At 39.1% G+C, this 22309-nt stretch carries 20 protein-coding genes; 7 read left to right on the forward strand and 13 right to left on the reverse strand.

Annotation, left to right across the window (positions count from 1 at the left end):
• Positions 1-230 precede the first annotated feature (230 nt).
• A complete protein-coding gene (gene cphA / locus ACIQXP_RS10775) occupies positions 231-2846 on the forward strand; it encodes a cyanophycin synthetase (RefSeq protein WP_387505386.1) in 2616 nt (871 codons plus the stop codon).
• A 161-nt stretch (positions 2847-3007) separates the two neighbouring features.
• Here cphA and ACIQXP_RS10780 read toward each other — a convergent pair whose 3' ends face one another.
• From ACIQXP_RS10780 to ACIQXP_RS10835, 12 genes are all read right to left on the reverse strand, one after another.
• The gene (locus ACIQXP_RS10780) at positions 3008-3463 is read right to left on the reverse strand and encodes a PA2169 family four-helix-bundle protein (protein WP_090980907.1); all 456 of its coding nucleotides are present in this window, start codon (positions 3461-3463) and stop codon (positions 3008-3010) included.
• A 123-nt stretch (positions 3464-3586) separates the two neighbouring features.
• Positions 3587-4504 carry a glycosyltransferase gene (locus tag ACIQXP_RS10785; protein ID WP_387505385.1) on the reverse strand — a complete coding sequence of 306 codons (918 nt, stop codon included), beginning with the start codon at positions 4502-4504 and terminating at the stop codon, positions 3587-3589.
• 391 nt (positions 4505-4895) lie between these two features.
• Entirely contained in the window at positions 4896-5657 is a 762-nt protein-coding gene (locus tag ACIQXP_RS10790; protein WP_387505384.1) for a class I SAM-dependent methyltransferase, read from the reverse strand.
• A gap of 12 nt (positions 5658-5669) precedes the next feature.
• Positions 5670-6317 (reverse strand): O-methyltransferase, encoded by a 648-nt coding sequence (locus tag ACIQXP_RS10795; RefSeq protein ID WP_090980899.1) that lies wholly within the window; start codon positions 6315-6317, stop codon positions 5670-5672.
• On the reverse strand, positions 6314-7633 hold the full coding sequence (locus tag ACIQXP_RS10800; protein ID WP_387505383.1) for a flippase: 1320 nt from the start codon (positions 7631-7633) through the stop codon (positions 6314-6316). The genes ACIQXP_RS10795 and ACIQXP_RS10800 overlap by 4 nt, the downstream gene beginning before the upstream one ends.
• A gap of 248 nt (positions 7634-7881) precedes the next feature.
• Positions 7882-8400: a DinB family protein gene (locus ACIQXP_RS10805; RefSeq protein WP_387505382.1), complete on the reverse strand. Its 519-nt coding sequence runs from the start codon at positions 8398-8400 to the stop codon at positions 7882-7884.
• A gap of 19 nt (positions 8401-8419) precedes the next feature.
• Positions 8420-9124 carry a proline and serine-rich protein 1 family protein gene (locus ACIQXP_RS10810; RefSeq protein ID WP_293743954.1) on the reverse strand — a complete coding sequence of 235 codons (705 nt, stop codon included), beginning with the start codon at positions 9122-9124 and terminating at the stop codon, positions 8420-8422.
• Between the two features lie 78 nt (positions 9125-9202).
• Positions 9203-9892 carry a YjjG family noncanonical pyrimidine nucleotidase gene (locus tag ACIQXP_RS10815; RefSeq protein ID WP_387505381.1) on the reverse strand — a complete coding sequence of 230 codons (690 nt, stop codon included), beginning with the start codon at positions 9890-9892 and terminating at the stop codon, positions 9203-9205.
• Between the two features lie 1255 nt (positions 9893-11147).
• On the reverse strand, positions 11148-11477 hold the full coding sequence (locus tag ACIQXP_RS10820; RefSeq protein ID WP_293743956.1) for a low molecular weight protein tyrosine phosphatase family protein: 330 nt from the start codon (positions 11475-11477) through the stop codon (positions 11148-11150).
• A 52-nt stretch (positions 11478-11529) separates the two neighbouring features.
• Positions 11530-12174, reverse strand: coding sequence for a uracil phosphoribosyltransferase (upp, locus tag ACIQXP_RS10825; RefSeq protein ID WP_293743957.1), 645 nt, complete (start codon positions 12172-12174; stop codon positions 11530-11532).
• An 85-nt stretch (positions 12175-12259) separates the two neighbouring features.
• Positions 12260-13528 carry a DUF7033 domain-containing protein gene (locus ACIQXP_RS10830; RefSeq protein WP_387505380.1) on the reverse strand — a complete coding sequence of 423 codons (1269 nt, stop codon included), beginning with the start codon at positions 13526-13528 and terminating at the stop codon, positions 12260-12262.
• 137 nt (positions 13529-13665) lie between these two features.
• Positions 13666-14172, reverse strand: coding sequence for a DUF6702 family protein (locus ACIQXP_RS10835; RefSeq protein ID WP_387505379.1), 507 nt, complete (start codon positions 14170-14172; stop codon positions 13666-13668).
• A 185-nt stretch (positions 14173-14357) separates the two neighbouring features.
• Here ACIQXP_RS10835 and ACIQXP_RS10840 point away from each other — a divergent pair, with 185 nt between their 5' ends.
• From ACIQXP_RS10840 to ACIQXP_RS10865, 6 genes are all read left to right on the forward strand, one after another.
• Positions 14358-14942 carry a HupE/UreJ family protein gene (locus tag ACIQXP_RS10840; RefSeq protein ID WP_293743960.1) on the forward strand — a complete coding sequence of 195 codons (585 nt, stop codon included), beginning with the start codon at positions 14358-14360 and terminating at the stop codon, positions 14940-14942.
• 12 nt (positions 14943-14954) lie between these two features.
• Positions 14955-17327 (forward strand): M1 family metallopeptidase, encoded by a 2373-nt coding sequence (locus ACIQXP_RS10845; RefSeq protein ID WP_387505378.1) that lies wholly within the window; start codon positions 14955-14957, stop codon positions 17325-17327.
• Between the two features lie 354 nt (positions 17328-17681).
• A complete protein-coding gene (gene uvrB / locus ACIQXP_RS10850; RefSeq protein WP_387505377.1) occupies positions 17682-19724 on the forward strand; it encodes an excinuclease ABC subunit UvrB in 2043 nt (680 codons plus the stop codon).
• Between the two features lie 77 nt (positions 19725-19801).
• Positions 19802-21094, forward strand: a complete 1293-nt coding sequence (locus tag ACIQXP_RS10855) for a DUF3472 domain-containing protein (protein ID WP_387505376.1) — start codon at positions 19802-19804, stop codon at positions 21092-21094.
• A 56-nt stretch (positions 21095-21150) separates the two neighbouring features.
• A complete protein-coding gene (locus tag ACIQXP_RS10860; protein WP_086548157.1) occupies positions 21151-21348 on the forward strand; it encodes a YwbE family protein in 198 nt (65 codons plus the stop codon).
• Positions 21349-21474: 126 nt separating this feature from the next.
• Positions 21475-21723 carry a DUF4834 family protein gene (locus tag ACIQXP_RS10865; RefSeq protein ID WP_293743964.1) on the forward strand — a complete coding sequence of 83 codons (249 nt, stop codon included), beginning with the start codon at positions 21475-21477 and terminating at the stop codon, positions 21721-21723.
• Positions 21724-21841: 118 nt separating this feature from the next.
• Here ACIQXP_RS10865 and ACIQXP_RS10870 read toward each other — a convergent pair whose 3' ends face one another.
• Positions 21842-22291, reverse strand: a complete 450-nt coding sequence (locus ACIQXP_RS10870) for an SRPBCC family protein (protein WP_293743965.1) — start codon at positions 22289-22291, stop codon at positions 21842-21844.
• Positions 22292-22309 lie beyond the last annotated feature (18 nt).

Below are 22309 nucleotides of genomic sequence, written 5' to 3' on the forward strand. Positions count from 1 at the left end.
TTTGTAAAGAATATTCAATTTATTAACAAAAGTTGAAATATTTTAATCTAAAATTAACAGGATTGCCCTTGAAAATAAAACAAATACGCCTTAAAATTGATTTAGCTAAATGAAACGTCTGTTTTCAAAATAAATGCATAATTTACAGTCATCAATTTCATTCTTGATATGGAGTATAAAGAGCGATTCTTAAGATTCCTCTTTGCCAAAAAAAACGAACAAAACATTACATGAAGATATTAAATATACAAGTATTAAGAGGACCAAACATATGGTCCATTAACAGGAAGAAATTGATCCAGATGCGACTGGACCTGGAAGATTTAGAACAAAAACCAACCAACGTAATTGAAGGGTTTAGCGAAAGGATGGAGAAACTGCTGCCAAGCATGTTTACTCACCGTTGTTCGAAAGGTGTTGAAGGCGGCTTTTTTACCCGTGTAAAGGAAGGCACCTGGATGGGACATGTGATAGAACACATTGCGCTCGAAATTCAGACACTTGCCGGTATGGAAACTGGCTTTGGCAGAACACGTATGACCAAAACTGAAGGCATTTATAATGTGGTTTTTAGTTATCTGGAAGAAAAGGTAGGGGTTTACTCCGCCGAAGCAGCAGTAAGGATTGCCGAAGCTTTGATCAACGATGAAGAGTATGATCTGGAACACGATATCCGAAGGATGAAGGAAATACGTGAACTCGAAGCTTTAGGCCCAAGTACAGGTTCGATTGTAGAAGAAGCAGTAAAAAGAAGCATTCCGTGGATACGATTGAACAAAAGTTCTCTGGTACAGTTGGGCTATGGTAAAAATCAGGTGCGCTTTAGGGCTACCATGACTGAGAAAACCAGCAGTATTGCCGTGGATATTGCCAGTAATAAGGAAGAAACGAAACGGTTGCTTACAGAAGCTGCCATCCCGGTAGCCTCAGGAGTAACGATTTCAAATCCTGACGATCTGGAAGCTTCTGTAAAAAAAGTTGGCTTTCCTCTTGTTTTCAAACCACTTGATGGTAACCATGGTAAAGGTGCAACCATTAATGTTAAAACAATGGAAGATGCGGTGGCGGCTTTTGAATATGCCAAAACGTATTCTAGAAGAGTTATTATTGAAAAATACATTACCGGATTTGACTTCCGTGTGCTGGTTATCGATCATAAAGTGGTTGCTGCCGCTCAACGAGATCCGGCACATGTAAAAGGAAACGGGATCCATACCATCCAGGAATTAATTGACAAGGAAAATGAAGATCCGCGCCGTGGTTACGGCCATGAGAATGTGTTAACCGAAATAGCTGTTGATCGCGATACGTTGGATTTATTGGCTAAAAAAGAATATACTTTAGAAACCGTTCCGGAAAAGGGAGAGGTGGTTTATTTAAAATCGACCGCTAATTTAAGTACAGGAGGAACATCTATTGACGTTACAGACATTGTTCACCCACAGAATATTTTTATCTGTGAGCGGATTTCGAGGGTAATCGGATTAGATATCTGCGGTATTGATATCATGGCGCAGAACCTCACCCAGCCGTTAACCGAAAACGGAGGAGTGGTATTGGAAGTTAACGCTGCTCCTGGTTTTAGAATGCACCTGGCGCCGAGCGAAGGCTTGCCGCGTAACGTTGCGGCACCGGTAATTGATATGCTTTATCCGCAGGGTAAGTTGTCTCAGATCCCGATCATTGCCGTAACCGGAACCAATGGAAAAACCACCACCACCCGTTTAATCGCGCATATTATCCGCAGTAATGGCAAACGTGTAGGTTTTACCACCAGTGATGGGGTATATGTACACAATACCATGCTCATGAAAGGTGATACCACCGGACCGGTGAGCGCGGAGTTTATTTTAAAAGATCCGACAGTAGAATTTGCCGTATTGGAAACTGCTCGCGGCGGAATTTTACGGGCAGGTTTAGGATTTAATGCCTGTGATATAGGTGTGGTTACCAACATACAGGAAGATCATCTGGGGCTTTCTGATATCCATAATCTTGACGATTTAACACGGGTAAAGGCCGTTGTGATTGGGTCTGTACGCCGCAAAGGCTGGGCCGTATTAAATGCCGATAACGGTTATTGTGTCCGTATTGCTAAAGATGCCCGTTGCAATGTTGCTTATTTTAGTATGGATGAAAATAATCCTGTAGTGAAAGAACATTGTAAAAAAGGCGGAATTGCTGCCATCTATGAAAATGGGTACATCACCATTAAAACCGGTGATTGGAAATTAAGGGTAGATAAAGTGACACACATTCCTTTAACTTTCGGTGGTGCCGTAAATTTTATGATCCAAAATGTACTTGCTGCCACTTTAGCAACCTATTTATGGGGTTATAAACCAGAGGATATCCGTTTGTCTTTAGAAACCTTTATTCCCTCGGCAGCACATACACCAGGCAGGATGAATATTTTCAGATTCAAAGATTTCAATGTACTGGTTGATTTTGCGCATAATCCTGATGGATTTAATGGTGTAAAAGCTTTTCTTCAAGGTGTTGAGGCGACAGAGCAGGTTGGGATTATTTCGGCAACAGGAGATAGAAGAGATGAGGATATTATGGAAACCGCCCGTATTTCTGCACAGATGTTTGATAAGATCTACATTTGCCAGGAAAAATATCTCCGCGGCAGACAGCAGCAGGAACTGGTTGATTTGTTAATCAAAGGCATCAAAGAAGTCGATCCTGATAAGGAAATTATTATAAACCATAAAAGTACCGCATGTTTACAGATGGCCATTAATGCGGCTAAAAAAGGTTCTTATCTAACCATTTTAAGTAATACGATCGATAATACGATTCAGCGTGTTACAGAGCATTTAGACCGGGAATTGGAATCGTAGTTTATTGACTGATTTATTCTGTCAGTTATCGTCATTCCCAACTTGATTGGAAATCGTGACCCAATAAGTTTATAGATTCCCAACTGTGCGGAAATGACCGCTGTAATAAAAAAACTCCTTCGCACATATCGAAGGAGTTTTTATTTTCATATTTAATTTACTTAAGCCTGAGCATCACGTAATCTTTTAATTTCATCGTGCGACACTCTTAAAGCTGCTTTTTGGTCTGAAATTAATTCTCTGATATTTGATGGGATATCATCTGCCTCTAAAGCCATTTTATATGCATTTTGTGCTGCATCCTCACCAAACTCGCAATTGTTTAAAACTGTTTTGCGGTCATGGCCGGTAAATAGTGCTTTTACATCCATCCAGGCCCTGTAAATTTTACCGGAATTGGTGGTTCCTGTTTCAATATCTTCACCCAGAGCCGATACTTCTGTTGCCAGCGCCATTTTATATTTTTGGCTTTCGCCTATCATATTTAAAAATAATGTCTTCAAATCGGCATCTTCATCTTTTAATTCCTGACGTGCTTTTTCATAACCTTCAATTCGATCGTTATTAATTTGGATCAGATCGTTCAATACCTCTGCTGTTTCTGTTGTCGTTTTCATGTCTTTATTTTTTATAGTTTCGATGTTATAAAATCAACATGAGCAATTAAAAAAGGTTTGTCATTTTTTTAATTGCTTACAACGGTGAGCGTATTAACTAAAAGAGTAATAGTTGAACTGTTATTATTTTTTGGAGAAATATTGTGTAAGCTTTTCTTTAACAAAACGTCTCACCCGTGTAATCATATTGCCTTTTCGCTTAGTTAAGAAGCGTTTGATGGCTTGATATGCAATTGGGTCTTCAGCTATTGTGGTTGGGAATTCAACAATTTGTTTAGGATTGATAATAACGTTATAGATATCATTGATTCCGGAATGTACACCCGTGCCATCGTGGCCAATGTTGTTCACCAGTGATTGCGACGGGTTAAGTGTTATACCGCCTTTTAAAAAGATCGAGGCATACCATCTTATGGCCCAGCTATTGTTTTTTCCTTTTTTAAATTCCTGCATCTGTTTCCAGAAATTCATTTTATGATCAATTGAAAATGCAGCGCTCTTCTTTTTATCAAACTGTTTAAGAAGAACATCAATATTCGGTTCGAAATTTTTCCATGCCCTTCCCCAAGTTGCCCAACCCCAACTTGTTGCTGCCCTGTAGAAAAAGGACTGAGGGAGAGCATCTGCTTTTAAAGGATACATATAAGCGCCAATATGCATCACTTTTTCCTCTTCCCGGTAATGGTTTAAGGCATTATTAAAGTAGGCCAGGGTATGTGGAGAAGTAATGAGATCATCTTCAAATACGATTACCTGATCGTACTCTTCAATTAATTGGGTAACTCCTGTAATTATGGCATTGGCTAAGCCTGCATTAATCTTACTCTCAATTACTTTAACAGATTTAAAGCCATCAGCTTTTTTAATGATTTTTCTTACTTCGGCAACTTTTTCTTTATCGGTATCGGTTTTGGCACCATCAGAGAAAATATACAAATGGCTTTCTGCTGCAAGCTCATTTTGCTGTAGAAATTGTAATGTTCGCTCAGTATGTTGCGGACGGTTGTATACGAAAAGTGCGATCGGAGCAAGGTTTTGCATGTTGTTTTATTTCTATTAAGCTTACAATAAACTGGCCAGTTATACTTTCAATACGTCATTTAGACTGGAGCACCGCGGAATGGAGAAATCTTTTATAAGATTTAGCTTTGCTTACTGCATCACATCTCGGGTTCACTTTTATATGATTAACAGACGATAACCCAATGATCGTCATCCTAATAGCTGTCGGATGCATAGGGGAACAGCTTGTTCAAATCGTTGAGAAAGTAACATTTCAGGCTAGTGATTCTTGTTTTAAAGATTGCTTCGTCGGCTGAAAAAGCCTTCTCGCAATGACGATTTCATGAAGGTTAATTCTACTGTCAATCATATTGATTTTTAAAAAACTACTTTTCGAAAGTACGGCAAACTTAAATAATATCCTTAACTACTAAAATATATGTAACTCTTGATCTGATTTTTGAGTTAACACGGTATAAGCGTTGGCAAACTGTTCCTGCTTTTTCCTCCCTAATAAATTACCTAAGGTTTTCTTTATCCGGTATTCAAGCTCTATTTTTAGCGTTTTAGTAAACGTTTTGGGTACTTTTCTGTTCACAAACTCATTAAATTTTACGGTTTCAGTAGCTGTCATCGATACCTTATCTGCTAAAATTTCCAGCCCTTCGCTTCGCAGTAAAAACCTGAGCGAAGTTGGAGTGTACATGTTAATATGCCCATAATCCAGAAAGTGTTTCATGCGTTTGTCTACATCAAAACGGTAGTCTTTGGGTACTTCTACTACTATGTATTTTGCTACGCGTTTTAATTCCCTGATGAGTAGCCTTTCGTGTTCTACATGCTCCAGAACGTGCGCAAGAATAACCAGGTCAAATGTATTGTCTTGATAAGGAATTTCGTAACCGTCAAAAGTTTGGGCTTCTTTTAAACTGGAAAGTTTACGGCTTTTTATAAGGTCAACACCGCTTTGGGCAATTTCTAAGGCATAAAGTTCTGGCGCAAAATGCCATTCATTTAAAAAATGTAAAATGCTGCCATCTCCGGCACCAACCTCCAGTACTTTTTTAGGTTTTAGTCCTTTGCATACGTCGACAATGTTTTGGGCTTTATATTTTGCGCCGAGCATTCTCCATGCTACATCGCTATTGGTATAAAAATTATCGTAGGCTGTTTTTACTTCTTCGCTTAACATGGTTCTGATGGGTTAAATACCTAGGCAATTATCCTGTTTATAAAAAACAGAGGTCGCTTTTTCATAGAAAAGCCCCGGCGAAATGCCGCTAAAGCTGATCTCTTTGAAACCTTTGGCTTTTAATAAGGTGCGGGCAGGCTGATAAACCTCACGTTCACTATCATCCAGAACAAGTACGCCATTTGCTGAAAGGGCATCAACGCTATATTTGCAACAGTTTACACGGTCGCGTCCATCAACAATAATAATATCGAATTTTTTGCCAATCAGCGTTGCTTTTTTCGCGTATTCTCCATCTTTCTCCAGCTGGCAGAATATCATTTCAGCATTTCCCGGACTTGTGTTTTTAACTTTATCAAACCAACCTTTATCGTGCTCAACCGAAGTTACAGAGCCAGCTCTTTCAGCATAAAAAATGGTTGAACTGCCAGAACCATATTCGAAAATATGCTGTGATTTGTTTATCCGTTCTTTAATAAAATCGATAAAAGAATAGGTTACCCAAGGCAAAGCCTTACCTTTTCCGTCTACAGCCTGTTTTTTATCAAAGGCCGTAAACCAGCCAATGCTGTTCAGGTAGCCCTTATGTCCGTATGATAATAGTGCCTTAAGCCTGCTTGGCTTTGCAATTAATGTGCTTAATGCTTTAAGAGTACTCAACGTTTAAATATTTTTTGAAATGCGGTGACCAAAAATAGTGATTTTAACATCATTATGCCTTGTTGCCGAGTTTTTGGAATTAATAAAAGATAAAATGTGGATACAAAGCATGCTATAAGGGTCGCAACTGATGCGCCTATGCCACCATATTTGGGTATTAACCAGAGATTTAGAAGGATATTTACAACTGCGCCCGCAGCAGTTCTGTAAAATGATATTTTGGTGAAGCCTTCTGCAACTAAATATTGGGAACTTGCTGTGCCAAGAAACACGAAAATACCCGACCAGATGTGAATAGAAAGCATAGGACCAGCTCCATCATATTTCCCCCTGTAAATTAAATGGATAATGTCTGCTGCAAAAAAGCTGATGAATAATGCAACTGGCAGGCTTATAAAAACAAGCAGATCGTAGAGATTTTTAAGACGTTTTTGATAACGGTTTAAATCTGTTTTTTTGGCATTTAATAATGCGGGAAATACGGAGGTGACAATGGCAACGGGGATGAAATACCAGGCTTCACTCAAATTCTGGGCAGAACTATAGATCCCGATCGCCTTACTACCTATGCTTTTTAGCATTACCACATCGATTTTCATGTAGATGGAGACCATCACAGCTGAAAGGATCAATGGAGAAGATTTTTTTAACAGAGATTTTGCTCTTTCCTTGTTAAAACTCCAATCGAAAATACTAAACCCTCTTTTTTGGTAAATGATAATCAAACCTAATGCTAAGATTAAGCCTTCCAAAACATAAGCAAAAACAATATAAATTAAGGGCAGGCCCAATACAATAATAGTAACCTTAACAATGGAAATGATAATGAGACATAGATTCTGAACCTGCACAACATACTTTGACTGTACCTGCGATTGAAAATAGGCATCGATAACATTAAAAGATTTAAAAAAAGAAGCAAAAGCGAGCAGACCAACCAATAAGGTTAAAGGTTGCCCTGGCTTAAAAGACAGATGGTGGCTGATGAGATAAATTCCAATAGCTATGGGAATGAGCAGTGCATTTGTCACGATTCGTAGCCATAGCGATGTACCAAGAATTTCATCGCGTTTATTGGGGGCCTGAATAATTTCACGGATAATGAAAGTATCGAGGCCTAAAGCGCCCACCGCCGCAAGTATGGCAACTAAAGACAGTCCAAAACTTAAATCTCCAAATAGAATTGGGCCGAGATAACGCGTAATTAAAACATTTACAATCAAACTCAGGCCTTTGCCGAAAATCACCCACCCGGTATTCTTTAAATACTTGTTAAATGCTTCTTCGTCAAAACCTTTTATGGTGGGTAATTTCATTAACGCAAAGATGTAAAAAAATGTGTGTTAAGTAAGGTGCTGAAAATTCAAAATATTTTATGGTCTTTAGAACTATCCCTTCTTTTGTTTCCAGCGCCTTTGTCTCAGTTGTTTTTAGTATCAGTCGTAGGAATAACAAGCTAACCACTTCTTTTTGTTGCTACCGTAACAGGCAAAATGTATTGCAGGCATTGGAGGGTAAAAAACGTATTTATGGTCACAGATTTTAGGATTAGCCAGGTATTAATTTAGGTCTGAAAGCTCTTTTCTATTCTTTCCAACTGTTTTAAGTGATGCTTTAAATGTATTTCTATAAACCTAAGCCAGTGTTTAGCATTTAAATACCCTAATCTTGGGTGTTTTGTTTTGCTGGTGAATTTTGCATGTGCAAGCAAATGGTAATTATCGTCCAAAGCATTTTCAAATTCTAAAATAAAATCGAGTGCTTCTTTTTTACTGATTTTTTTTACGCGCTCTTCCAGCCGTTTAGGCACTTTATACTTTTGTGCCGGAGGTAATGTGCCCAACAATAATATCAGCTTTACTATAAAATGAGTGGGTTTGCTTTCTCCTTTGCCGTTTGCCGCATTTTCCAGGGCGATTAGCGAAAGCAGGCTCGAATCAAATATATGTGAATATACTTCGCTATAACTCCAGCCGGAAATTGGTGGAATAGTCTGGAAAATATCTTCAGGGTAACGCGATAATTTCGATTTATAGGCATCGACCACCCTATGGATCGATGCCTTAACTTTTGCAGCCGTCATTTAATAAAGGTAAGCCGAATTACGGTTTCTCCAAATACTTTAAAAATTCATCTTTATAATAAGGAAATTCAAATATCTCGGCAATCGTAAAATAATTTTGCGGATCTACAACGGTTTGATAGAGGCTTTTGGCAATTTTTAACCGTTCTTCATCAAATGTGAATGTTTTAAGAATAAGTTTGCTCTGACTGCTGGAAAACGAAGCATTTTTACTGATCGCATTGATCAATCTTACCCTTTCGCTGTCAAAATTGGATCTTTTATAACTGGTATAAAATTCCTGAAAAGCCTCCGGAGATAATAAACGGTAGTAAGGATCAGGTTGTGGCGGCATTGCCGGAACAATGCCTGTATTAAAAGCTCCGGTGTAATCATCAAAATCATCAAGTGCGTACTGCCTGTTTCGAAAGATATTCAGCTGTTTCAGCGTAATTAAACTTCTATTATCCAAGCTTAAAACAAGCCTTTGTTCCGGGGTCACGCTGATCTGCTGTTTTAAGATTACCGTATTGCCCTGAATAATAGATAGTATGGGTGCAGAATTATAGACATCATAAAAACGGAATCTGCCGGTAGCAGACGAAACGAATTCTTCGTCGAGATATACGGTGTACCTGCCCGGATTAACGATTTCCAGGAAAACTTCGGCAGATCTGCGGTTGTTTTGAGCGAAACTTAGGGTAGCAAAAAGCACAGCCACTCCTAAAAAGATGGTTTTTTTCATTTTAATTAAGGTTTCATTTGTGTGTGTTTTGAATTAATGCGAAACAAATGCCAAAACCAAAACAAAAAAGAGCAGTATTCAAAAAATTGTTAATAACTCTTTCAAATGAACAATTTGCTGTTTTACATCTTCAGGTTTTTCCTTTTGCAAAGGATTAAAAAAGATGGCTTCCATACCAAAGTTGAGTGCGCCGTAGATATCGGCTTCAAGGCTATCACCTATCATGATGCTTTCTGCTTTGATCGCTTGTGCTTTATCCAAGGCATATTCAAAAATGATGGGATTAGGTTTGTTTACACCTACATCTTCCGAAATAATCACATTTTCGAAATATGGATTAAGATTTGAAAGGTTCATTTTGGTTAAGGTGGTTTCCTTAAAACCATTTGAAATAATATGAAGGGTATATTTTTGCTGTAGATAACTTAAAACATTTTCTGCACCTTCAAATAAATTGGTTTTGGTAGGTGAAATACTGACGTAATCATCTTCAAACTGATGCGGCACTGCGTCAGGATGAATACCCAGTTGAATAAAAGTTTTGCTAAAGCGTTCTGACCTTAAAAAATCCTTGGTGATTTTACCTAGATGATAATCAGCCCACAACTGATGATTATTTTGGGTGTAAGTACTGATGAAATCGGCACAGGATTTAAGTCCAAGTGTTTCTAACTGATAAGTATGATAAAGTTCATTTAGTGTTTCTTCTGCATTGCGGTCGAAGTCCCAAATAGTATGGTCTAGGTCGAAGAAGATGTGTTTTTTCATTTATGATGTTTTCACAAAGGTAACTTAATGATCTCTGATTTACAGATAAACCTAAGTTTGATTATTTATTGCCGTTTTTCATTTTTTCTCCTACTGTGATGCAGCAACCTTTGTTCCTAAACCGATTCGATAAGCTTTATATTTACTACCATGTCTAATGTAGTAAATTACGCATACATTAAACTTGTTTATTGGAGCGGAAGACCTTCATAAAACAACCAGTTTCTTCACATAGCGAGGATTTGAAATGATCGGGACTACACATCACCAAGGACCACTGCATGCTCATTTCCAAATCCTATTTCGGTCGGTGCGACACCAGCCTATAGTATAATATTCTTATTGCAAGGAGCGCAGGTTTAGTACAAAACACTGAGTTTCCTCCCGTCTTCCGCTTGTACGCTTCGCTGCCTTGTTCCTCGTTGCTGCAGGGTACCGCTGCAACCGGGGCTATCTGGCTACACCTGCATTTCATTTTAGGGGTGTTGGGTGCAGCAGCCTTTGTTGCCAAACCCGATTGAAGCGAACACGAAGTGAAACGGAGTAAAGCGAAAAGCGGGGCTATCCACCGCCGAGGATTACTGCATGCTCATTTTCAAACCCTATCTCGGCCGGTGCGACACCAGTCCATAGTATAATATTCTTAATTCTTATTGAAAGCAGCGCAGAGCCAGTACGGCACATAAAATTTCCTCCCGTCTTCCGCTTATACGCTTCGCTGCCTCGTTCCTCGTTGCTTGCAGGGTACCGCTGCAACCGGGGATAAATGGCTACAGCTGCATTTCATTTTCGGGGTGTTGGGTGCAGCAGCCTTTGTTGCTAAACCCGGATTGAAGCGAACACGAAGTGAAACGGAGTAAAGTGAAAAGCGGGGCTATCCACCGCCAAGGATTACTGCATGCTCATTTTCAAACCCTATCTCGGTCGGTGCGACACCAGTCCATAGTATAATATTCTTATTGAAAGCAGCGCAGAGTCAGTACGGCACATAAAATTTCCTCCCGCCTTCCGCTTATACGCTTCGCTGCCTCGTTCCTCGTTGCTTGCACGGTACCGCTGCAACCGGGGTAAATGGCTACAGCTGCATTTCATTTTCGGGGTATTGGGTGCAGTAGCCTTTGTTGCCAAACCCGATTGAAGCGAACACGAAGTGAAACGGAGTAAAGTGAAAAGCGGGGCTATCCACCGCCAAGGATTACTGCATGCTCATTTCCAAACCCTATCTCGGCCGGTGCGACAGCAACCGATAGTATGATCATCCAAATTCGGCTAAATAATGGGCAACTTTTAAATCAATTTCTTCTATAAGCGCCTCATCCATGTACTGATAATCATCTGGAATATCCAAAGTAATTATTTCTTTTTCATAAACTTCCTGAGGGAAACGTTCCGTAATTCTTTGTTTGTGTTTTTTCTCCATCACAAAAATCAGATCAGCCCAGATAATCAGTTTTGCATTGATTTTAATTCTTGCTGATGGTTCCGTTCCGGCTGATCTTACCTGATGCCCGGGGTGATTTTTATACATGGTTTCGGCAGTTGCGCTACGCCATTTGTTTCTGCTGCAAACAAAGAGGATATTCATTTATATTGAACGTTACAGACTCCGGACTAAAGACTCTAGACTGAGGACTAACCTAAACCTTCTCTCCATAAGCTAAATCGCCCGCGTCGCCAAGGCCTGGCACAATGTAAGATTTACTGGTCATTTCCTGGTCTATTGCGCCAAGCCAAAGTTTTGCTTTAGGCAGGTTGGCACGTACGTGGGCAACACCTTCGGCGCTCGCTATTGCAGCAACAATATGAAGCTCGGCAATTTTATAGCGGTTAATCAGCTCTTTACAGCACATCACCATGCTTTGTCCCGTTGCCAGCATCGGATCAGCCATAATCAATACTTTTCCATCCAGATCCGGAGTAGAAATATAATCCATTTGAATGATAAAATCTTCTCCCTGATCCATTTTACGATAAGCAGAGATAAAACAGCATTCGCCTTTGTCGAAGATGTTGAGCAGTCCCTGCTGAAGCGGAAGTCCGGCCCTGAGTATAGTAGCCAGGACGGGCTGCTCGGCCAAAACACCACAAGTTGATACACCTAAGGGAGTTACGATATCCTTGTCGGTATATTTCAATGATTTGCTGATCTCGTAGGCGAAAAATTCGCCAAGCCGCTCCATGTTTTTGCGAAAACGCATCGAGTCTTTCTGGATGTGCTCGTCACGAAGTTCTGCAATGAAAGTATTGGCAATAGATTTTGTCTTGCTGATATCGAAAATCATGGTGTTACGTAAATATTATAGATTTGCGGCAAATTGTTTAATCACTAAATGTAGCAATTCCCGGTTAAATTATGTTTCATTAAAGTCAGTTCCCCGCATAACGAAGCATTTCTTCGAAAAGTGACTTCAACTTCCTGTATTTGGGATGATCCGACAAGCTTTTCAAGTTCCAGCTACTGTAAAAAGTTCCGTTTACCACCTTAACTGCATCAATATATTGGTGCATTTCTTTTACTGCTGCTGGTCGGGTTAGAAATTGCAGGATATGATCAGTTAAACAGTATGAATTGACTACCAGTGGTGTTACTTTCTCCAACTGAAGGTCATACCAGTTAAATGGTGTACATGTTCCTGCCCGAAACCCCATCACATGATCGTAACCCATAGAATAATCAGAAGTGATGCCGGAGTTAAGGAGATTTAAATAGCATATTGGGAATCTTAACGCATCCAGCTGCTGGCTGGTTAGCTTGGTGAGGTTTGGGTTTATCTTTTTTAGCTTCACCAAACCTTCTTTAATTTCAGTCATTTTCTGCTTGTCGCTGGCGCAGGGCCTCAACAAACCAACCGATTGGTTATTCAAGGTTTTAGAAATATCATTTGTTCTGATGTAATCGATTGGAACATCAGGAAAATCGACGAAATAAAGGGGACTATTTTTCTTTGAAGCAAACATTTCGTTTACCTGCTCAAGTACTTGTTCGTTGTTGATTCCGATTCCTGTTAACCTGTCAAATTTAGCATTCAGGTAATTATTTTCCTTTTTAAAAAGCGCACTGAAAATAAATTTGGTCCTGTTCAGGAAACCTTCAGGCAAATGGGTTAACATACTAAAATGGATGGTGGGCCAGTGCTGAAATTTCTTTTCCTGAAATTTAAAGTCCGGATGCTTTTTCCTGATGATACTTTTAATCATCAATGCCCACTCATCGATAATCGGCTTATCCAACACCCGCCATTTATGCTGGTAACTTTTTGATGCCTTAAAGGCATCTTCCGTATTTCGATGATGAAGGTATTCTTCGTAACGGCTGATTATAAAAAAGGAGGCCGCAAAAACATCGAATGGTAAGGCAGACCGATCGACAGGAAACGGTACCTGAGATTCACCAAATGATAAAGTTTTTGGTTTAATATCCTCTAATTTGTTGGAGAAAAGCAAGGGGGTGCTTTTAAAGAAAAGTTCTTCACCCAAAGGCTCATCGCCATAACTGATTTTGATGTGGGTACTTTGCAAAAAATATTGGCTGTTGCCTGTAAATTCTATTTCTGCTTTAAGAACATCTTTAAAAATGAAATTGAAGATATATTTAATTCTGGGCGTTAATATGTTGGAAAAGATGATCAGGTGCATAACTTTATTTTAATAACGCGGTATTTAAAAAAAGAGTACAAGAAATATATCTTAGCCTAATATTAACCTAAAAATATTGACCATTAAAAATTAACGGTAATTTAACACCGGAACACTATCTAATACAAAAATTACAGTTAAAAGTTTGCCGTGAATTTCTTTTCAGGATAAAGGATTTTGGTGCTTTTGCGGTTATTACCCTTTACTACATGAACTATACTCATCTGATCATCGAACATATCGTATAAAATACTGTCATTAACTTCAACAGATTTTAAGGTAGGCACTTTTTCAACTTCCAGGTAAATATTGGTGGCTTCATGATCGATCTCAAATCCGATATAATTCATTGAAACGGCCTTGCCATTGGCTTTGAGCTGTAAATGAGCAAGCAGGTATTTTTTTACCAGCACATCCATGGCACTTTTCATATTCGGATTACTCAGATCAGTTTTTTGTTTGTATAATCTGGCCAGAATGGCCTCGAAATCGTCAGAAAAGATTCTACAGCTTATTTCTAAGGTCTTATCCTTTGCATTAAAGTTAACTTCGGTTGTGCTTACGTGCAAGGGATGTTTAGTGCCTGCTTTAACAGAAAAAAAAGCACAGCACAAAAACAGCAGGAGATATTTTAATTTATGCATCGGTTTTTTTTAAGAAGTACAAAGTTATGACTTAAAATTAAGGAAGATAATAGATTTAAATAGCTAAGACCGTAACAAATTTAGTATTTATGCTTTTGTTTGACGGATATTTGGGGATTTATCATTAAAAAATCTAATTTTAACTGTTGTAAACTATTTTAGTTCCAATAGTTAGCTTATTATTCATGCCCTTACAAGATTTTATTTTTTATTTTAAATTGGGTTGGGCGCACATTATCAGTGCCGATGCTTTAGATCACCAGCTATTTATTTTAGCCCTGGTGGCTATTTATAGTTATGTTAATTTAAAACAGGTGCTGATATTGGTTACGGCCTTTACCATTGGCCATTCATTCACCTTACTTTTAAGCGTTTTGGATATCATCAGGTTTGATAGTAAATGGGTAGAATTCCTGATTCCCTGTACCATCGTCATTACGGCAATCAGCAATCTGTTCAGGAAAAATTTCTCTTTGAAATCAATCAAGATCAATTACTTTTTGGCATTGGGTTTCGGGCTTATCCACGGAATGGGTTTTGCAAATTCCATCCGAATCATGCTGGCCAAAGATCAGCAAATTGGCTGGGGCCTGTTTGGTTTTAACTTAGGTTTAGAGGCCGGGCAGGTTTTTATGGTCATTATTATTCTTTTAATTACCTTTTTAATTTTTAATTATACCCGCATAAAACGAATGAGTTGGGTTTTATTTATATCATCAGCCGTATTTAGCCTGGCTTTAAAAATGGCTTTAGAGCGAATTCCTTTTTAATGAAATATAACAATGAATAAACTATTTACTTTAACCGGCCTGCTTATCTTCTCCGGAGGTTTGGCTATGGCGCAAAATATTCAGAATAACCCTGGCAGCAACCATGGGAATAAGTTTGAGCAGTTGGGTACTATTTTACCTACCCCTAACGAACAGCGTACAGCCAGCGGGGCACCCGGTGTTAAATATTGGCAGCAGCGTGCCGATTATAATATCAAATGTGAGCTGGACGAGAAAAACCTGCTGTTAACAGGAACTGAAACCATCACCTACACCAACAACTCTCCTGACCCTTTAACTTATATCTGGCTGCAGCTTGATGAGAATGAGCATAGCACAGATAGAAATGCAAACTATCAGGATGCGACAAAGATGCCCGCAATAGGCACCACTAAAATGTTAGACCAGTTAAGTACAACTGGTAACAATGGCTATGGTATCAATATTACGAAATTAACCGATGCGGCCGGTAAAAACTTACCTTACACCGTTAACAAAACGATGATGAGGGTTGATTTGCCGGTAGCATTGAGAACCGGGCAGAAATTTAACTTCAACATCAATTGGAATTATAAAATTTCCGACCGGATGAGTGTTGGTGGACGAGGTGGTTATGAATTTTTCCCGGGAGATGGAAACTACCTGTTTACCATGACCCAGTGGTACCCGCGTTTGTGCGTATACAGCGATTTTCAGGGATGGCAAAACCACCAGTTTACTGGCAGGGGCGAATTTGCCTTAACCTTTGGCGATTTTAAAGTACAAATGACTGTTCCGGCAGATCATCTTGTGGGTTCAACGGGAGAGTGTATTAATTATAGCGCCGTTTTAAGCCCAACACAGTTGAGCCGATATAATGCAGCAAAAACGGCTGCCGCGCCTGTGGAAATCCAGACCCTGGCCGAAGCGAAACTGGCAGAAACCAAAAAATCTACGGCTAAAAAAACCTGGGTTTTTAATGCTAATAATGTCCGTGATTTTGCGTGGACATCTTCCCGCAAATTTATCTGGGATGCCATGCCTCAAAAAATTCAGGCCAATAACAACACCGTAATGTGCATGAGTTTTTATGGAAAAGAAGCTTATAACCTATACAGTAAATTTTCTACGCGTGCAGTAGCGCACACCATTAAAACCTATTCAGATTTCACCATTCCATATCCTTATCCCGTTGCGCAAAGTATCGAGGCAGCAAATGGAATGGAATATCCGATGATCTGTTTTAATTATGGACGTACCGATGCAGACGGAACATATAGCGAAAGCACTAAAAATGGTATGTTAGGGGTTATTATTCATGAAGTTGGGCATAACTTTTTCCCAATGATTGTAAATAGCGACGAGCGCCAATGGACCTGGATGGATGAAGGTTTGAATTCTTTTGTGGAGTATTTGACCGAGGAGCTTTGGGATAATAAATTTCCAAGTAAAAAAGGACCGGCCTATACCATTGTTGATTACATGAAATTGCCTAAAGATGAGTTGGAACCCATTATGACTAACTCTGAAAATATTGCGCGTTTTGGTCCAAATGCCTATTCAAAACCAGCTACAGGATTAAATATTCTCCGCGAAACCATTATGGGCAGAGAACTTTTCGATTATGCATTTAAGGAATACTCGAGAAGATGGGCCTTTAAACATCCTCAGCCTGCTGATCTTTTCCGTACCATGGAAGATGCCAGTGGCGAAGATTTAGATTGGTTTTGGAGGGGATGGTTTTACGGAACCGATCCATGTGATATATCTTTAGACAGCGTGAAATTTGCAAAAGCCGATTTTCCTAAAGAAGTTCCTGCTGCCAGATCGAGAATGGTTAAAATTGAGAGGCCTGCCGTAAATGCTTTTGAGGATATTTCTAAAATCAGAAACCGCGAAGACAAAAAAATCAGCTTCTACGTAGATAAAAACACAGCGGCTCAGGATTTTTATTATAAATACGATAGAGGATTGGTTACGGTTGATACAACTGTTGCCACGAAAATGGATATGACACCACCTATAGAAGCGGTTGCAGAAGCTGATCAAGGTAAATATGCCAACCAGTTTTTATACGAACTGAGTTTTAGCAATAAAGGTGGTTTGGTAATGCCTATTATTGTAGAGTTTACCTATAAAGATGGAACAAAAGAAATAGACCGTATCCCTGCGCAGATCTGGAGACACAATGAACTTAAAACTTCTAAATTCTATGTGAAAAACAAAGAGGTGGCTTCAATTTTAATTGATCCTTTACGCGAAACCGCTGATATTGACACGTCTAACAATACGTGGGGCGGTAAAGCCAAAGAAAGTAAGTTTAAAGTATATAAAGCAAAAGCTGGTGGGGCTGTAAGAGGCCAGTCAGTTGGCAAAAACCCAATGCAGGCTGCTGCTGGGAAATAATGTATCATTATTCCTCCGATCGTCATTCCCAACTTGATTGGGAATCCTAAATCTTTAGGATGAAGAAACTCTTTTGAAACTCCCCGTTGAATTTTGTTCAACGGGGAGTTTTCATTTTTAACCTAGTAAATCCAAAATTAAACTTTTGATTTACAAGGTTGGAATAAGTTTAGATACTATAAATGACATATTGAATTTTGAGGTTCCTTAAATATCAATTTTCAACTTTCCTGACTTTCGTCTGTTACCCTTTTAATGTTAAGTCTTATAATTCCCCGCGATTTATCTTTAATAAACGGAGGAAAGAACACAATAATGGATTTAACATCAATTTTTATTAAGTTTGATATACTCATGAAATTTAAAATCACTTCAGAATATAAACCTACCGGAGATCAGCCAAATGCGATAAGACAGCTGGTAGACGGTGTAAATGCTAATGAACACTACCAAACCTTATTGGGTGTAACCGGATCAGGAAAAACGTTCACGATAGCCAATGTAATTGAACAGACCCAAAAGCCTGCTTTAATTTTAAGTCATAATAAAACCCTGGCTGCACAACTATATGGGGAGTTCAAGAATTTCTTTCCGGAAAATTCGGTGAATTACTTTGTTTCTTATTATGATTATTACCAGCCGGAAGCCTTTATCGCTTCAAGTAATACCTATATCGAAAAAGACCTGAGCATAAATGAGGAGATTGAAAAACTGCGCTTACGCACCACCTCATCATTAATGAGTGGCCGGCGCGATATTATCGTAGTATCATCCATATCCTGTATTTATGGTATGGGGAATCCCGAAGATTTTTCCCGGATGGTTTTTCGCTTTGGTGTAGGCCTTCGGATTTCGAGAAATGCATTTTTGCATAGTTTAGTAGAAATTTTATATTCCAGGACAACTACAGACTTTAAACGCGGAACTTTTAGGGTTAAAGGCGATACTGTTGATGTTTATCCGGCATATCTGGATCATGCTTACCGCATTTCTTTTTTCGGCGATGATATCGAAGAACTTTCAGCAATTGATCCCGTTTCAGGTAAAACGCTCGAAAAACTGGAAGATATGGCCATCTATCCGGCCAACCTTTTCGTTACGCCAAAAGACCGGTTCAATCAATCCATTTGGGGTATACAGGAAGAATTGGAGATCCGAAAAAACCAATTGATTGCCGATCGGCATCTACTGGAAGCAAAGAGATTGGAGGAACGGACCAATTTCGATATCGAAATGATGAAAGAACTGGGTTATTGCTCCGGTATTGAAAATTATTCCCGGTTCTTTGATGGAAGACAGCCGGGTATGCGCCCTTTCTGTTTGCTGGATTATTTTCCTGATGATTATTTAATGGTCATTGATGAAAGCCACGTAACTGTTCCGCAGATCAGGGCCATGTACGGCGGAGACCGGTCAAGGAAATTATCTTTGGTTGAATATGGGTTCCGTTTGCCGGCCGCATTGGATAACCGGCCTTTAAATTTCAACGAATTCGAAGCCCTTGCGCCACAAACCATTTATGTGAGTGCTACCCCTGCAGAATACGAGCTGGAAAAATCAGAAGGGGTGGTAGTAGAGCAGGTCATCAGACCTACCGGATTACTAGATCCTGTTATAGAGGTCAGGCCTGCCATTAACCAGGTTGATGATCTTTTGGATGAAATAGACCTTACGATAAAAGATGGTGGCCGTGTGCTGGTTACTACGCTAACCAAACGTATGGCTGAAGAGTTAACGAAATATCTTGATCGCTTAAATATCAAAACCAGGTATATCCATTCAGAAATTAAAACTTTGGAAAGGGTAGAAATTCTGCGTGGTTTACGCCTGGGCGAATTTGATGTTTTGGTGGGTATTAACCTGTTAAGGGAAGGTTTAGATTTACCAGAAGTTACCCTGGTAGCGATTTTAGATGCGGATAAAGAAGGGTTTTTAAGATCAGAAAAATCGCTGATTCAAACCATTGGCCGTGCGGCCCGTAATGATCGTGGCCGGGTAATCATGTATGCAGATGGCATTACGGAAAGTATGGAAAAAACCATTTCAGAAACGAACAGGCGCAGGGACATACAGATTGCCTATAATCTTGAAAATGGCATTGTACCCAAAACGGTCGGCAAATCGAGAGAAGCAATTTTAGAACAGACCTCTGTACTCGATTTCTCGCAAAAAGCAAGCGATAATAAAGCAAAAGCCTATGTAGAAAATGCTGAAATCAGTATTGCGGCAGATCCAATTGTACAGTATATGGGTAAGGCCGAACTCCAGAGGGCAATTGATAACACCCGTAAGGATATGCAGAAAGCAGCAAAAGATATGGACTTTTTACAAGCTGCAAAGCTACGTGATGAAATGTTTGCGCTGGAAAAGATGTTTAACGAAAAATTCAGCAAGTAACGATTTGGTTTTAAAGATTGATTTTTAGATAATTTGAGTTAGAATTGCTTTCAATAAAATTATCTAAAAATCATCAAATGAGATTTCTAAAGTGGGTAGTGCTAATCTTACTTGGCGTTCCGGGGCTTAAAAGTCATGCCCAAAATGCTGCGGCAATTTATCTTCCTCTTGGGGGCAATGCTTACAGTTCTTTACATGAAGATGCTGTAAAAAGCTTGTCTGACCGTGGAATTGTTAACTGGTCTAACCCAGGTGAATATTTTACAGCCTATCTAAGGGTTTCAAAGCCAGGTACGCTGTTCATTTCTATTAAAGATAAACCTGTGGTTGAAGGGCAATCTACTTTAGAATTTTCTATTAACAATCAATCCAAAAAAGTAAGTTTTGATGAAGCTAAAACTTTTGACGGTAAAATTGGCGATTGGATAATCAAAGATACCGGCTATGTTGCCATCACCATAAAAGGGATAGACAAAAGTGGCACTCAATTTCCTTTCATCCAAACGTTAAGCATTAGCGGAACGGCAATAGAGGGAAAAACTGCTTACGTAAAAAACAATGATGGCAATTTCTTTTACTGGGGCCGGCGCGGACCATCGGTTCATTTAAATTATCAACAGCCTGAAAATATAAATGCAGAATGGTACTATAACGAAGTAACCGTGCCAAAAGGAGAAGATAAGTTAGGTTCCTATTTTATGGCTTGTGGTTTTGGTGAAGGTTATTTTGGTATGCAGGTGAACAGCCCGACGGAAAGACATATCTTATTTTCGGTATGGAGTCCTTTCAATACAGATGATCCTAAAAGTATTCCCGAAGCGCATAAGATCAAAATGCTAAAGAAAGGCGAAGGTGTATACACAGGAGAATTTGGAAACGAAGGCGCCGGGGGCCAGAGCTACCTAAATTATATATGGAAAGCAGGAAACACCTATAAGTTTTTGCTGCATGGGGCGCCCGGAAAAGATAGCTTAACCACATATACTGCTTATTTCTTTATTCCCGAAACCAATAAATGGAAGTTGATAGCCAGCTTTTCCAGGCCGAAGACTAATACTTATTTAAAACGCTTCCATTCCTTTTTAGAAAACTTTTCACCAGTGCAGGGAGATTTATCACGAAAAGTTTTGTTTGATAACCAATGGATCTGCGATGATAAAGGAACATGGACCGAATTAAAGGTTGCGCGCTTCACTACTGATAATACCGGAGCAAAAGGCTATCGGATGGACTATCAGGGAGGGATCAATAAAGGTGCTTTCTATTTAAAAAATGGAGGTTTTTTTAATAATTATACCATGCCGGGAAAAATCTTTAGCAGAAGCACTAAAGGTAAAAAACCTGAAATTGATTTCAGCAAACTACCCTGACATTCAAAATAATTATGGAATTTTGAAATCTTTATTATCATTTTATTACAGCACAAATGGACGGGCAAAATAGAAAAGACATTTATCCGGGCTTGGAAGTCGGAATTATACTGAAGAAAGATCAGCGATCAGGAAACATCACCTATGGCGTGGTGAAAGATCTGCTTACTTCATCCGCATTTCATTCCCGGGGGATAAAAGTAAGACTGGAAGATGGTCAGGTTGGCCGCGTAGCAGAAATTATAGAAGATTAAAGCAATATTTAAACTTTTATCGCCCTATTTGCGTATTATATTTGTAATCAGATTGCAATTAAAGGCTGAAAAAGTAACAAAATAAATGTTACGACGTCTATATTTGTAACAACAGTTATTTAAAGCATGGCATTAGTAAAATTCGTTTTTATTACAATATTGGTACTTTGGCTGATCAGAATGTTGATTAGGCTAATTTTACCTATGCTGTTTAATAACCTGGCCAGCAAAATGCAAAGTCAGGCTACAGGACAGCAGCAACAGCGGCGACAGAAACCTGAAGGTTCTATTTCTATCGACTATATGCCGCCAAAACCCGATCAAAGTAAAACAGATAAACTTGGCGATTTCGTAGACTACGAAGAAGTAAAATAAACTAAACCCCGAACTTGTTTCGGGGTTTTTTGTTAATGTCGTTCCGTTGTCAGTTCTCCCCGCGTCATCGTCACCCTGAATTTATTTCAGGGTCTTATCAAAAGTGTATCATCGCATATTACAATTCAGCTTGAAATCTGATGACCTCGTTTCTCTTCTCAATTAGTTTCAGCAAATATTTTTTAAGAAATACTTTTTCTGCCAACCATCCTGCTATTCCAAAAGGCGCTTCAAATTCAAAAATATCAGTCATCTCTGTTTGAGAACCTATTGTTTTAAACAGGTGTTGGTGATGGAGTTTTTTAAAAGGTCCCTTAATCATTTCGTCAATGAACAACGTTGGATATTCCATTGCGCTAATCTTATTGGTCATTTTAAACAAAATGCCAAAGTGTTTTGCTTGCCAGGTTACAGATTCATTTATACTGATCAACCCACTTTTCTTTCCAGCGATGGCTTTCTCACCAGAACTTAGCATCGACTGTAGATGAAGGTCAATACTTCTGGCCAGGTCGAAACAGCGCGCGATGGGTGCATTAATCACTGTTTTTAAGATAATGGTTGGCATACTTTCCGTTTTTAATTA

It is taken from the genome of Pedobacter suwonensis, assembly GCF_044762335.1.
GTDB lineage: Bacteria > Bacteroidota > Bacteroidia > Sphingobacteriales > Sphingobacteriaceae > Pedobacter.

Excerpts from the sequence above, each read along its gene's own strand:
- ACIQXP_RS10820 (WP_293743956.1), bottom strand. The coding sequence starts at position 11,477 with ATGAATATCCTCTTTGTTTGCAGCAGAAACAAATGGCGTAGCGCAACT.
- ACIQXP_RS10865 (WP_293743964.1), top strand. The coding sequence starts at position 21,475 with ATGGCATTAGTAAAATTCGTTTTTATTACAATATTGGTACTTTGGCTG.
- ACIQXP_RS10810 (WP_293743954.1), bottom strand. The coding sequence starts at position 9,124 with ATGAAAAAAACCATCTTTTTAGGAGTGGCTGTGCTTTTTGCTACCCTA.
- cphA (WP_387505386.1), top strand. The coding sequence starts at position 231 with ATGAAGATATTAAATATACAAGTATTAAGAGGACCAAACATATGGTCC.
- ACIQXP_RS10835 (WP_387505379.1), bottom strand. The coding sequence starts at position 14,172 with ATGCATAAATTAAAATATCTCCTGCTGTTTTTGTGCTGTGCTTTTTTT.
- ACIQXP_RS10780 (WP_090980907.1), bottom strand. The coding sequence starts at position 3,463 with ATGAAAACGACAACAGAAACAGCAGAGGTATTGAACGATCTGATCCAA.
- ACIQXP_RS10805 (WP_387505382.1), bottom strand. The coding sequence starts at position 8,400 with ATGACGGCTGCAAAAGTTAAGGCATCGATCCATAGGGTGGTCGATGCC.
- ACIQXP_RS10855 (WP_387505376.1), top strand. The coding sequence starts at position 19,802 with ATGAGATTTCTAAAGTGGGTAGTGCTAATCTTACTTGGCGTTCCGGGG.
- ACIQXP_RS10790 (WP_387505384.1), bottom strand. The coding sequence starts at position 5,657 with ATGTTAAGCGAAGAAGTAAAAACAGCCTACGATAATTTTTATACCAAT.
- ACIQXP_RS10845 (WP_387505378.1), top strand. The coding sequence starts at position 14,955 with ATGAATAAACTATTTACTTTAACCGGCCTGCTTATCTTCTCCGGAGGT.
- ACIQXP_RS10860 (WP_086548157.1), top strand. The coding sequence starts at position 21,151 with ATGGACGGGCAAAATAGAAAAGACATTTATCCGGGCTTGGAAGTCGGA.
- ACIQXP_RS10830 (WP_387505380.1), bottom strand. The coding sequence starts at position 13,528 with ATGCACCTGATCATCTTTTCCAACATATTAACGCCCAGAATTAAATAT.
- upp (WP_293743957.1), bottom strand. The coding sequence starts at position 12,174 with ATGATTTTCGATATCAGCAAGACAAAATCTATTGCCAATACTTTCATT.
- ACIQXP_RS10840 (WP_293743960.1), top strand. The coding sequence starts at position 14,358 with ATGCCCTTACAAGATTTTATTTTTTATTTTAAATTGGGTTGGGCGCAC.
- uvrB (WP_387505377.1), top strand. The coding sequence starts at position 17,682 with ATGAAATTTAAAATCACTTCAGAATATAAACCTACCGGAGATCAGCCA.
- ACIQXP_RS10815 (WP_387505381.1), bottom strand. The coding sequence starts at position 9,892 with ATGAAAAAACACATCTTCTTCGACCTAGACCATACTATTTGGGACTTC.
- ACIQXP_RS10800 (WP_387505383.1), bottom strand. The coding sequence starts at position 7,633 with ATGAAATTACCCACCATAAAAGGTTTTGACGAAGAAGCATTTAACAAG.
- ACIQXP_RS10870 (WP_293743965.1), bottom strand. The coding sequence starts at position 22,291 with ATGCCAACCATTATCTTAAAAACAGTGATTAATGCACCCATCGCGCGC.
- ACIQXP_RS10785 (WP_387505385.1), bottom strand. The coding sequence starts at position 4,504 with ATGCAAAACCTTGCTCCGATCGCACTTTTCGTATACAACCGTCCGCAA.